Annotated in this window: 9 protein-coding genes; 4 read left to right on the forward strand and 5 right to left on the reverse strand. The window is 63.8% G+C overall.

The features are described 5' to 3' along the window. Positions 1-30 precede the first annotated feature (30 nt). From FR699_RS04940 to FR699_RS04950, 3 genes are all read left to right on the forward strand, one after another. The gene (locus FR699_RS04940) at positions 31-966 is read left to right on the forward strand and encodes a sugar kinase (RefSeq protein WP_154551494.1); all 936 of its coding nucleotides are present in this window, start codon (positions 31-33) and stop codon (positions 964-966) included. A 73-nt stretch (positions 967-1,039) separates the two neighbouring features. Continuing rightward, entirely contained in the window at positions 1,040-2,320 is a 1,281-nt protein-coding gene (locus FR699_RS04945; protein WP_158854494.1) for a PGF-CTERM sorting domain-containing protein, read from the forward strand. Positions 2,321-2,383: 63 nt separating this feature from the next. After that, positions 2,384-3,394: an aminomethyl transferase family protein gene (locus tag FR699_RS04950; RefSeq protein ID WP_158854496.1), complete on the forward strand. Its 1,011-nt coding sequence runs from the start codon at positions 2,384-2,386 to the stop codon at positions 3,392-3,394. Positions 3,395-3,429: 35 nt separating this feature from the next. Here the strand turns inward: FR699_RS04950 and FR699_RS04955 are convergent, their stop codons facing one another. From FR699_RS04955 to uvrA, 4 genes are all read right to left on the reverse strand, one after another. Then, positions 3,430-4,512: a geranylgeranyl reductase family protein gene (locus FR699_RS04955; protein WP_158854498.1), complete on the reverse strand. Its 1,083-nt coding sequence runs from the start codon at positions 4,510-4,512 to the stop codon at positions 3,430-3,432. Positions 4,513-4,589: 77 nt separating this feature from the next. Continuing rightward, on the reverse strand, positions 4,590-7,217 hold the full coding sequence (locus tag FR699_RS04960) for a PAS domain-containing protein (RefSeq protein ID WP_158854500.1): 2,628 nt from the start codon (positions 7,215-7,217) through the stop codon (positions 4,590-4,592). Positions 7,218-7,400: 183 nt separating this feature from the next. Further along, the gene (locus tag FR699_RS04965) at positions 7,401-7,790 is read right to left on the reverse strand and encodes a thioesterase (RefSeq protein ID WP_158854502.1); all 390 of its coding nucleotides are present in this window, start codon (positions 7,788-7,790) and stop codon (positions 7,401-7,403) included. A 47-nt stretch (positions 7,791-7,837) separates the two neighbouring features. Continuing rightward, positions 7,838-10,810, reverse strand: coding sequence for an excinuclease ABC subunit UvrA (gene uvrA / locus FR699_RS04970; RefSeq protein WP_158854504.1), 2,973 nt, complete (start codon positions 10,808-10,810; stop codon positions 7,838-7,840). Positions 10,811-10,941: 131 nt separating this feature from the next. On the opposite strand from uvrA, the gene FR699_RS04975 reads away from it, so the two are divergent. Then, a complete protein-coding gene (locus FR699_RS04975; protein ID WP_154551487.1) occupies positions 10,942-11,712 on the forward strand; it encodes a bacteriorhodopsin in 771 nt (256 codons plus the stop codon). 480 nt (positions 11,713-12,192) lie between these two features. On the opposite strand, the gene FR699_RS04980 is transcribed toward FR699_RS04975, so the two are convergent. Then, positions 12,193-12,951, reverse strand: a complete 759-nt coding sequence (locus tag FR699_RS04980; protein ID WP_154551486.1) for a lycopene cyclase domain-containing protein — start codon at positions 12,949-12,951, stop codon at positions 12,193-12,195. Positions 12,952-13,008 lie beyond the last annotated feature (57 nt).

The following is a 13,008-nucleotide window of genomic DNA, read 5'->3' on the forward strand; positions in this document are numbered from 1 at the left end:
ATTATAGCGAGTGGGTGTGATGTGACGAGCATGAGTACGCTTATCACCGTAGGGGAGACGCCGCTGAGAATTTCACCACCGGGTGCACAGCAATTCGTCGGCAGTGACGAAGTGTCGATGTCTGCCGTCGGGACCGAGAGCAACGTGGCCATCGCCGCCGCAAATCTCGGGACCAACACGCGGTGGCTGTCGAAAGTGCCGGCAACCCAACTCGGAAAGCGAGTTATCAGCGAGTTACACCGATATGGGGCGAAAACGGACGTCACCTGGTGTGAGGGTGGTCGACTCGGGATCGAGTTCTACCAGCGGGCCAGCCCTCCCCGTGAGGCGGTGGTCGTCCACGACCGTGACGGGGCCGCGGCCGCCTCGATGACGCCCGGCGAGTTGTCGATGGATCGCATCCAGGCGGCCGATGCCGTCTTCGCTGCGGGCAGTACCGCTGCCCTCTCTGGGACGGCCGCCGACACGATCGAAGCAGCGTTACGAGCCGGCAGAGCCGACGGCGGACTGTCCGTATTCGAACTCGATTTCAGGCCCCGGTTGTGGTCGCCGGAAGATGCGCGTCAGGCCCTCCAGAAGATCCTCCCCGAAGTCGATGTCCTGATCGCCAACGAAAGTCAGCTTCAAACGGTCTTCGAGCGCAGCGGGGAGTATCGGGAGGTTGCCCACGGCGTCGCCTCGGAGTGGGACTTCGATCTCCTGGCGATGACGAGAGGCGAGTACGGTGCGATCGCTATACAGGATAGTGTCTTTCACGAGTGTGAGTCGATCGAGACCGAGACAGTCGACGCGGCCGGCCAGCACGATGCCTTCGCCGGCGCGTTCATCCAGCAGCTGCTGACCGACGCGCCACCGGACGAGGCACTCTCGTATGGCGTCGCCGCAGCGGCAGTCTGTCGGACCATCCCCGGCCCGATTCCAGCGATCGATCGATCGGCTGTCGATCGGGTCCGCGAGGAATTGTAACACAACGCGGTGGTCGTCTCTCGCATCTATCGGTGTCGTTAGAGATTTATGATCACTCGTCGTGGTGTCGCATATGTCAGTACTCGGCAGCCGTGTGGCCGTCGGACTCTGGGTGGTCGTCCTCGTCGGGGCGATGGCCGTCGCTCCCTTCGGAGGGATTGGCCTCGCTCAGGGGCAAGACAAAGTGACGCTTACCCTCGCCGTGGGGGATTCCGACGGGAACGATGTCGGTGATGTAACACTCACTGTCTCGTGGGCAGACGGCAACGAGACAGTGACGACGAGAGCGAACGGACAGGCTCTGGTCGACGTGCCACGGGGATCGAACGTGACGATCGCCGTCGAACCCGGGGACTACGTTCGGAACGTGCCGGTCGAGATAACCGATGCGAGTGCAGAGACTGTCAGCATCGACGTCGCCAGGAAAGGATCGATAGATCTGCAGGTGGACCGTTCGGGCACAGCCGTCCCGAACGCGACAGTTCGCCTCACACAGGACGGACAGACAGTCCTCACGGGCGAGACGAATGGGAACGGACAGTTACAGACCGGACCGATCGAACGCGGCTCCTACGAGATCGCAGTCACGAAGCCGGGGCACCTGAACTACAGCAAGCGCTATCGGGTTACCGGCGACGTTTCGCGAGCGATTCCCCTCGAAGAAGCATCGGTGTCTGTGACCTTCGACGTCCGAGATGGGCACTTCGATACCCCACGGGCAGTCACGGAGGCAACGGTCGATGTCGACGGGATCGGATCAGTGACGACACTTTCGAACGGTGAAGCGACGTTACGCGTCCCCGTCAACACCGAGCAGACCGTTACCGTTCGGAAAGACGGATACACCACCAATACGACGACGGTCACGATCAGCGAATCAGCGATCGAACACAATGTGACGGTTTCGCGCACGCCGGAGTTAGCACTGCGACCCGCAAACGACCGGATCGTCGTCGGCGAGACCGTGCGAGTCGTTGTCACCGACGAGTACGGCCAGACGGTCTCGGGGGCGACAGTCAGCGTCGAAGGCGAGAGCGTCGGCACGACGGACAGCAACGGCGCACTGACGGTCCCGATCGAAGCCGCCGGCGAGTTGGCAGTCGTGGCGACAGCCGACGGGCTACGGGCCGAGGCGACCGTCGAGGGAGTCGACCCCGGAGGCGGTGAGACAGCAACGGCGACCGAGACCGAAACTGAAACCGAGACAGCGACGCCGACGGAGGCCACGACGACTGTCACGGGGACGGACACGCCCGGATCGACGACTGTGACGACGACGAGCGGGCCGGGCTTTGGTATCGGCATCGCGATCGCGACAGTGCTTTCGGTCGCCCTGCTGGCCCGGCGGCAGTGAGGGGAGTCCTGCAGTGACGACGCGCGAGTTTTATGCGCCGGCCCCGGTTACGCTATCGAATAGATGACGGGACTTCCGGAACGCCACGAGCAGTACGGCGGCATCGTCACAACGCGGGCGGGCACCCGTATCGTCGCACACTACGGCCGGCCAGAACGAACGTATCGGGCCGTCCGCAACGGGGCCGGCGTCATCGAGCACGGCGTGGGCACGATCGTCGTCAAAGGGGCCTGGCGTGAGCAAGTCGTCGCGGAACGGTTCTCGAACGAACTGCCGGACGTCGACGCCGGACAGTACGGATTCATCCGCTCAGATGGATCGATCGTGGCCGACGCGTACGTCTTCACCGTCGAAGACCGCGTTCTGGCGTTCGTTCCCCCTGATCGAACCGACGCCGTCGTCGACGCCTGGAGTGCCGACGGAGTCCTCGTGCGGGACAAGGCTGCTTCCTTCGCGGTCTTCGGCGTGTATGGCCCGGAAGCGACCGAAAAAGTCGCCAGCGTCTGTTCGGCGACGACACCGGAGACAGCGCTGTCGATCGATCGTGGTGCGATCCAGAACAGCGGCGTCACTGTCGTCCGTGATGATGGGGTCACTGGCGAAGAGGGTTATCTGCTCATCGCGGCAGCTGACGATGCCGACGACGTCTTCGACGCGCTGGTCAATCGCGGGCCAAGCGCCGCGCCGTTCGGGTACGAAACGTGGGAGACGCTCACTCTCGAAGCCGGGACGCCGCTGTTCGAAACTGAGCTACGGGATGTCGAACCGGGCGCTATCGGCATCACAAACGCGTTTCCGCCGGGCGAGCGCCCGGCCCGCGGCGAGCGCCGCTTGCGAGCGTTCACCGCAGCCACAGCGCCCACAGCTGGCACCACGGTCTATGCGGGCGATCGAGCGATCGGTGAGGTCACTCGCGCCCGAGCACAACCCAAAGAGGAGGGTGCGGTCGGGTTTGCGATGGTCGAGACAGACGAAGAAACCGTCACGATCGGCGACGAGGGGCTCACTGGGACGATCGCGTCACCCCCGTTCGTCGAGGGGTCCGACCGCTCAGCACGGTTGCTGGAGCCGTAAGCCACGCACCGAACGGGCTCGCTGTTGTGATGCTTTCAGCGTGAGAACAGCGCCCGCAGTTGTGCCCGTGAGAACAACGACGAGGGTTCGTCCATGTGGACGCCGATCTGCCCCGAAAACAGTCTGAGCCCAACTCGCTGGATCGGTTCCGGCAGAGAGTACCCCCGCCGGACCCAGGCACCGAGACGGATCTCCCGGCCCAACTCCGCCCGCCAGGCGTCTTCGTAGTCGGCAAGCGTCTCCGGGCGGGCGGGATCGATCGTCCGTGCGGCGTGATCGGCCGCCGTCATGCCGTAGCGGATCCCCCCGCCGGTGAACGGCTTGGTCTGGGCCGCTGCGTCTCCGAGAAGGAAGACTCGATCGCTCGTGACCGAATCGGGTGGGCCAATCGGGATGAGACCGGAACACCGGCGTTCGGTCTCGACGCCGTAGGCGTCGGTGAGCGCATCGAACCGGTCGCCGACAGATTCCCCCGGCGGCGCGGCGAGCCCGTATTCGACGCCGGCCTCGCCACGCGGGATGCGCCAGGCGAAAAACCGCGGCACGTTCAGGTGGACATCGACGAACTCACCGGCGTCGGGAGCCGGATCGAATCCGAGGACCCCATGCAGGAGTTCGTCGGGTTCCGGCAGCCCGACTGCATCCCGGACGCGGGATTGGGGGCCGTCACAGCCGGCGACCAGTCGTGCCCGGTGGGTCTCGGTGCCGTCCGCTCCTTTGACGGTCACCTCGACGTGATCTGCGCGTTCGTCGACCTCGGTGACAGTGTGGCCGTCCCGGACCGTCGCCCCGGCATCGCTGGCCGCGTCGGCGAGTGTCTGATCGAGACCGACGCGATCGATCACCTGCGAGATGACATTTTCCTTGTAGAATGGGTAGGCACGGCTATCTGGCCCGCCGAGGTGGAAGTTCGCACCGTAGATCTCGTTTTGGCGCAAGTCCGCACGGTCGTCTTCGGGGACGTATTCGAGGACATCGGTGCTGACGTGGCCCGAACAGGCCAACGGCTCACCGATGGCCCCCTGTTCGAAAACGAGGACGTCCAGGCCGTCTTCGGCCGCCCGGCGAGCGTAGCGGCTGCCGGCCGGTCCCGCACCGACGACGATCACGTCGCGCATGTGTCTGGGTCAACGGGTCGAGGCGTATAGGTTTTGACGGTCGCGGTCGCCAGTGGGGACCCACTCGTCCACGAGGGCTACGCGTCGGTCTCGAACTCGAATCGAGCACCGCCGTCAGTCCCGTCAGTGACCGAGACGTCCCAGCCGTGGGCGTGAGCGATATCCTCGACGATCGAGAGACCGAACCCAGTCCCGCCCTCGTTGGTCGTGACACCGTGGTCGAAGACCGTTTCCCGGCGGTCCGGCGGGATGCCGTCGCCGTCGTCTTCGACGTAGAAGCCGGGGCGATCGGCCAGCGACCCGACGGTGATTTGGACGTCGGTGCCCCCGTGTTCGACCGCATTCCGGAACAGATTCTCGAACAGTTGAGTCAGGCGTCCCGGGTCGCCCGCCACGACGGGAGCCTCCTCACGTACAGTGAGGGCCGCCGCGTCCGTATCGACGTAGCCCCACGCTTCCGTCGAGATGGCATCGAGGGCGATCCGCTCGGCGTCCTCGACGGTGGATTCCCCACGCGCGAGGGTGAGCAAGTCGTCGATGAGTCGTTCGATTCGGTCGTGAGCCGATTCGATCTTCTCGAAGTGTTCCGGATCGCCTGACTCCGCCGCAACGTCGAGAAAGCCCATGGCCACAGTGAGGGGGTTGCGCAGGTCGTGGGCGACGACGCTGGCGAACTGATCGAGTCGCTCGTTCTGTCGCTTCAGTTCCGCCTCGCGGTTCGCTCGTGCCAGTGCCGCCTCGGCGGTCGCCCCAAGGATCTGGAACAGATCGACGTCGGTCTCCGAGAAGACGTGTGGCGATTTCGATCCAGTCGAGATGAGGCCGTATTCGCCGAGCGGGACCATGATCTCGCTTCGCATTGCCGTGTCCGGATTGTACAGGTCATCGGCCGAGTGGAGGTCGTCGTACCGGCGCAACTCACCGGACTCGAAGGCCTCCCAGGCGAGACTCTCCCCGCCCTCGAAGCGAGGGAGTTCGTCGAAGAATTCCGCTGCGGTATCGGTCTGAACGAGCGGATCGAGTGTGTCCGCCCGCTCGTTGTACTCCCAAACCCCCGTGACTGTGAGATCGAGGACGTCAGCGGCTGCCGTCACCGCGATGGTCGCGATCTCCTCGGTCGACTGTGCGCCACTGAGTTGTTGGGCAGTCTCCTGAAGGGCCCGAAGCCGATGTTCCAGTTGCTTTTGGTCACTAATGTCTTCGAGGACGGCGAGAATACTGGTTGGCTCACCGTCAGCTCCGTCGATCGTCGTGACCGACAACAAGAGGTCGAGCCAGTCGCCGTCTTTGGTCTTGCGTCGAATTTCGACCCCACGGATCCGCTCGCCGTCGAGTGCCCGCTGGCGGAGGTCGGCGAATTCATCTCGCTTGTCCGGGGGCACCATCGGATTGAATTCGTCGACGACTTCCTCGGCGGACCAGCCGAACATCTCCTCGGCACCCTGGTTCCAGCGGCGGACGGTGCCGTCGGGATCGATCTCCATGATCGTCAGCGGTGCCGCATCGATGAGTGATTCGAGTCGCTGTTTGGTCCGTTCGAGTTCGCGTTCTCGCTCGACCTGTTCGGTGACGTTCCGGGCGATCCCGAGAATCCGGATCACCTCGCCGTCGACGGCGACCGGCGCCAGACTGGTCTGCCAGAAGCGTGCATCGTCCGCGACCGAAAGTTCCTCCCGATAGGAGATCGGCTCGCCGGCGTCGAGACACCGCTGGTAGTTTGCCGCGAGTTCCGCCCCGCGCTCGTCCCCGAAGACGGCACTCGGGGTCTTGCCTCTGACCTCCGCCGTCGTCAGGCCGGTCTGGGTCTCGTAGCCGGGCGAGAGGCGCGAAAAGCGGAACTCGGGATCACCGTTTGTATGCTCGACGTCCAGCAGGAAGATCGCGTCTCCGGAGTTGCTCAACAGCGCATCGTACTCCTCTGCGAGTCGGCGGCGTTCCCGCTCGAGTTCTCGCTGTTCGGTGATCTCCTGGGAGAAAACGGTCAATCCATCCTCGTCCGGGAACGCCCGGATTTCGACCCAGTACTCGAAAGGGGACGGGACGTACTGTTCGAAAGAGACTGCTTCGCCCGTTTCCATCGCGGTGCGATACTTCGATTCGATTTCCGTCCCGGCGATCGTGGGAAATTCGTCCCAGAGATTCGCACCGATCACAGCCGCTCGATCGCGCTCGATTCTATCGGCCATCCGCTCGTTCATGTACTCGATACGCCAGTCAGTGTCGACGGCGTAGATCGCATCTGTCGCCCGCTCGAGGGTTCGCTCGAACCGATCGGAGATCCGCTCGGCGACCTCGTGCTCGCGTTTGGCCTCGGTTAGCGTGCGGATCCGACGGGCAAGCAACGCGAAGCTCTCCTGGTTCGAACGGACCGGAATATAATCCGAGACGTTCGCCTGGAACGCCCGACTCGCGATCGTCTCACTGCCCCGGCCAGTGAACAGGATCGTCGGGATCTCGCTGTCACGTGACTGAACGTCTTCGAGGAGATCGAGCCCGGTGTGTTCCGGAAGCGCGTAGGAGGTCACGACACAATCGAACGTCGACGCTTCGAGGGCATCGAGGGCCGCCTGGGCGTCACTCACAGTGCTGACCGCAAGGTCGGGATCGATCCGAGGGAGTTTCGTCCGGACGAGATCAGCGAACGCTTCGTCGTCGTTCACGTAGAGAACCTGTAGCGAATCAGGCTCCGTCTGGACGTGTGCCATTGGCTGGTCTTGGTGCTGATAGCATTTGAGTGATGGGTCGTCGTTCCCTGAAATGATAGCGCCCACCGGTGAGAGAGTCGCGATCGTGTCATCGTCCAGGCGTGGGCCGTCGGGACTGATTGGCACGCCTCGGCGCTATTGGCCGTCCGCACGTCACTCCCGACGACGGTGCCCGGAGAGCGGTTAGGACAAGACAGGGTCTGCGGGCACAGCACAGTCGAACGTCCCCGAGAGGACGACAGCATCTGTCTCAGTCAGTTCAGCCGTTACCTCGACGCTGGGTCGTGGATCCGAGTCGACCACGGTCGCCGTCGCACGGACGGTCTCGCCAACGCGCGTCGGATTCGGATAGGTCACCGCAGAGCCGGTGAGGACGACAGTCGGTTCGTTGACGGCGAGCATCGCCGCGTAGTCGGCCACCCCGTAGACGAAACCGCCGTGAACGAGGCCGGTCTCGTCGACGGCCATCTCCGCAGTCGTCGCCAGTTCGACGACGGCGGTGTCCGTCCCGATCTCGATGGGCTGTCCGACGTATGCTTCGGACGTCTGTTCGTGCGTTTGCGGCTCGACCATCGTCGATCAATGGCGCGCCGATGGCGTTTCTGCCTGTTGGTTTCACGTCAGTCGTCGGCCGCTGGGGGCGTCGCCAGTTCGCGATCGGCTCGCGGCCCGTCCATGTCGATTTCGGGCAAGAGATCCCGCAAGTACTGTCCGGTGTAGGAGCCGTCGGTCCGTGCCACGTCTTCGGGTGTACCATGGGCGACGATCTGTCCACCGTGTTCACCACCCTCGGGACCGAGATCGATGATCTGGTCGGCGTTTTTCACGAGGTCGAGTTCGTGCTCGATGACGACGACCGTGTTGCCCTCGGCGGTCAGGCGGTGGAGCACGTCGATCAACTTCCGCTCGTCTTCGGGGTGGAGGCCGGTCGTCGGTTCGTCGAGTAAGTACAGCGTCTCACCGCTGTCTTGCTTGCCCAGTTCCTCGGCGAGTTTGACACGCTGGGCCTCCCCGCCCGAGAGTGTCGTCGAGGGCTGACCGAGTTTCATGTACCCCAGTCCGACATCCTTCAGGAGTTCGAGGCGGCGGCGGATCCCGGGGTGGCTCTCGAAGAACTCGGAGGCCTCGGCGACGGTCATCTCCAGGACGTCCGCGATGGTTGCGTCCTTGTAGGTCACGTCCAGGGTCTCGGCATTGTATCGATCGCCGCCACACTCCTCGCAGGGAACCTCCACATCCGAGAGGAAGTTCATGTCGATGGTGACGGTGCCCTGGCCGCCACAGGCCTCACATCGGCCACCTTTGACGTTAAAGGAGAACCGTCCCTTGTCGTAGCCCCGTTGGTTCGCGAGATTCGTCTCGGCGAACAGCTCGCGGATGTGATCGAAGACGTCCGTGTAGGTCGCCGGATTAGACCGCGGTGTCCGGCCGATCGGCGACTGATCGATGAGTCGGACGGTTTCGATCTGCTCGATGCCCTCGATTGTGTCGTGCTCGCCCGGGTCGACCTCGGTGTTGTCGTTCATCTCGCGGGCGAGACCCTTATACAGCACGTCGTGCATCAGCGTGGACTTGCCAGAGCCCGAGACACCCGTGATCGCGCTAAAGGTCCCGAGTGGAATCTCGACGTCGAGGTCTGTGAGATTGTGCTGGCGGGCCCCGCGAATCGTCAGCGTTCCCGTCGCCTCTCGACGCTCGTCGGGGACGGAGATTAGCCGCTCGCCAGCCAGATAGTCACCGGTGATCGACTCCTCGGTGTCGAGGACGTCTTCGAAGGACCCGTTGACGACGATCTCACCGCCGCGTTTCCCCGGCCCCGGTCCCATGTCGACGATGTTGTCCGCCCGCCGCATCGTCTCGGTGTCGTGTTCGACGACCAGAAGGGTGTTCCCCAGGTCGCGCAGTTCTGCCAGGGTGTTCAACAGGCGATCGTTGTCCCGCTGGTGGAGCCCGATCGACGGCTCGTCGAGGACGTACAGCACGCCCACGAGTCCCGAGCCGATCTGGGTCGCCAGCCGGATGCGCTGGCTCTCGCCACCGGAGAGCGTCGACGCTTCCCGATCGAGGGTGAGATACTCCAGGCCGACCTCTTCCATGAACCCGAGCCGGGCGCGAATCTCCTTGAGAATCTCCGTGGCGATCGTGGCGTCACGCTCGCTCATCCCGTCTTCCATGCCCTCGAAGTGAGCCAGGGCGTCACCGATCGACAGCTCGTTGACGTCGGTGATCGACGTGCCTTCGACGAGGACGGCCCGCGATTCGGCCTTCAGCCGAGTCCCCTCACAGTTCGGGCACGTCGTCGTCGCCATGAACTCCTCGATGTGTTCACGCGCCCGGTCGGAGTCGGTCTCGACGTGACGACGCTCCAGATTCGGGATGACACCCTCGAAGCGCTCGGTCTTTTCCCGTGTCCCGTTCTTGGTCTGCCACTCGAAGTGCACGACGTCGTCGGTCCCGTAGAGGAACTGCCGCTGGATCTCGGGATCGAGGTCCTCGAAGGGCGTCTCCAGACTGACGCCGAAGTGTTCGGCGACGTTGTCGAGCTGTCGGGAGTAGTACGTCCGGTTGTAGCTCCAGGGTTCGAAGACGTGTTTCAGTGGCTTGCTGGGGTCGGTGATAACGAGGGCTTCGCTGACCTCCTTGGTCTCGCCGAGGCCCTCACATTCGGGGCAGGCCCCGTGCGGAGAATTGAAGGAGAAGCTCCGGGTCTCGATCTCGCTGATGTCGATGCCACAGTGGGTGCAGGCACGCTCCTCGGAGAACTCGACGACGAGCCGATCGTCGGCGTCTCCGTCGTCGGTATCGGCTTCGTCGGCGAGATCACCAGTCGAGCGGGCACTCGCACCGCCCAGTGCGACTCCCTCGGGCGGATCAGGGACGAGGACCTTGAGCACGCCGTCGCCCTGGGTGAGGGCCGTCTCGACGGAGTCGGTGATCCGCGAGCGGGCGTCGGGGGCGACCTGAACGCGGTCGACGATCACGTCGATCGTGTGGTCGAAGTTCTCGTCGAGGTCCGGGCGATCCAGCGTCAGGTCATAAGCCTCGCCGTCGACCTCGACGCGGCTGTAGCCCTCCCCGACCAGTTGCTCGAAGCGATCTTCGAAGGCACCCTTCTGGTCGCGGACGATCGGCGCAGCGATCTTGAGCTTCGTGCCCTCGGGCAACTCGAGGATCCGGTCGACCATGTTCGTCGCACTCTGTTCGCCGACCTCCCGGCCACACTCGGGACAGTGGGGTGTCCCGACACGGGCATACAGCAAGCGGAGATAGTCGTGGAGTTCCGTGACGGTCCCAACCGTCGATCGGGGGTTGTTCGCGGCGTTCTTCTGATCGATCGAAATTGCGGGCGAGAGCCCCTCGACTGACTCGACCTGTGGTTTGTCCATCTGGCCGAGGAAGTTCCGTGCGTAGGCCGACAGCGACTCGATATAGCGGCGCTGCCCTTCGGCGTAGATCGTCTCGAACGCGAGCGAGGATTTCCCCGACCCCGAGAGGCCGGTAACGACCGTCAACTGCTCGCGGGGGATCTCGACGTCGACGTCTTTCAGGTTGTGTTGCTCGGCCCCGCGAACCTCGATAACGTCCTTACTCATTCGATGTTTGCCACGGCCTGGACCCGTGAAACCCTGTCGGTACAGGCCCGTCTCGGGTGAGTGACCGGTCAGATACCGAATTGGTTTGGTACGGTCATTACCCGAAACCGGCAACAATCTTTCATTGTCGCATGGTAGACCTAACCAGTATATCGCTGTGGGCAGGCACGGCAGGAATGTTCCTGGGAATGCTGTACTTCATCGCAACCGGCTGGAACGTACGGGATTCCCGGCGAAAGAAATTTTACATCGTCACGACGTTCATCGCGGCGATCGCGTTCGTGAACTACCTGGCGATGGCAACCGGGTTCGGCCGGTTGCCGATCGAAGTCGTCAACGACATCATCGGGACCAGTTTCGAGGAACCCGAGACGATCTACTGGGCACGGTACACTGACTGGATCCTGACGACGCCGCTGTTGTTGTACGACATCGCGTTGCTCGCGGGCGCTGACCGTAACACCATCTCGACGCTCGTCGGGCTGGACGTGCTGATGATCCTCACCGGCGTCGTCGCGACGCTGCAGTTCACTGGCGCGGCCGGCCTGGAAGCAGAAGCCCTCCGGATCGTCTGGTGGGGCGTCTCCACCGGCTTCCTGCTGGTGTTGCTGTACTTCCTGTTCTCGACGTTGACGACCAAAGCCAACGAGTTGTCGCCGGACACGCGCAGTACGTTCAAGCTGCTCCGGAACATGATCGGCCTCCTGTGGCTGGTCTACCCGGTCTGGTGGATCATCGGGACCGAAGGCCTCGCGGTCATCGGCATCGGCCCGGAGACCGCCGGCTTCGCGGTACTCGACGTAACTGCGAAGGTGATCTTCGGGATCATCTTGCTGCGCAGTCACAACGTCCTTGACGACGCCGCACCGGCGTCTGGCGAGTCCGCACACGCAGCTGACTAACTGGACGTCCGCTCTCACGTCCATTTTCGCGATTTGTACCCGGATCGCACACGGTCGAGTGTGTACGTCGTTGCAGGCACTCTGAACGCGTCCAATGAGCTGATTGTCGTCTGGCGAGGTCACGACTCGCCTCACTCGGAGAGGCGTCGACCCCGTACACTCGGACGTGTCCGGCGATTCGCTCGCCCCGTCGGGTCGGTCGCTCCCGGCGAGGTGACCGCCATCGCCGAACAATCGTGCGACACCGTTGTAGTGTGAGTCGGCACGTCGAACTGGGACAGCGAGACAGCCAGCGCGAGGCGTTACTTGCTCGGTGCATCCGACCGCCCGCGAGCGAGGGCTCAGCTTCGCGCCACCGCCGGGCCGGCCCGCGAGAGCCCGATTCGATAACTGGCGGAGCCGGAACTGGGCGTTCGCTCGCTCAGCGGAGTGACCGTCAAGGGATCGAGCGTCAAGTGGGACGTCTCGGTGGTCTGGGGGTCACTCAGTCCGCTCCGGGACAGTACCGAGAGCCGCCGATAGCGAGGGGAGTACGCCGCGTTCGACGACCCAGCCGAACAGGACCAGTCCCTGGACGAGGAACACGTTCGTCACCAGGAAGAACATCGCTTCCTCGATGGGGAGCCCGAGTACCGAGATGCCAGTGGTGTACGTCGGTGAGAACATCCACAGTCCGAGGCCGATCGCCAGCCGATCGGCAACCCAGAGATATATCGTCGGGACGGCCAGTGCGGCCAAGACGCCGCGTCGCTTTGCCAGCAGGACAGGCCAGCCAAAGCCCCACTGGAGGGCGAGTACTGGTCCCGCCCAGGCCAGGATCGCGCCGAGATACCGGAACGTCGTCACAGTCAACGCGAGCAGTCCAAGCCCACCGACGAGCAACCCGCCAACGACGCCGGCGATCCGCTGTCGGGTCCTCACGGACGGCCCACGACCGTCCGGGCGAACAACCAGCGCGGTCCACAAGCCAGTCAGGACCGTCTGGCCACCGATAAACAGCACTTCCTCGTAGGGGACGGCGCCGACGTGCCCGACGACGATCGAGCCGTACTCCCAGACACCCGTTCGGATCAGGTAGGCGTCCCACGGCAATGTATAGACGAGTGCGACACCGAGCAACACGATCGTACCAGCCAACTGGGCCGGATGCACGCGGCGGGTGGCAAACAGGGCAATAGCCAAGCCGACGATCGGGAGCCCGACGAAAAACAGCGTAAACTGCAGGTACGTCAGGCCCATATCGCCTCCGCTCGGACCGAGAAGACAGCCCGAGTCACACAACGCGAACCGCCGGCC

This window comes from Halorhabdus sp. CUG00001 (assembly GCF_009797925.1).
Classification (GTDB): Archaea; Halobacteriota; Halobacteria; order Halobacteriales; family Haloarculaceae; genus Halorhabdus.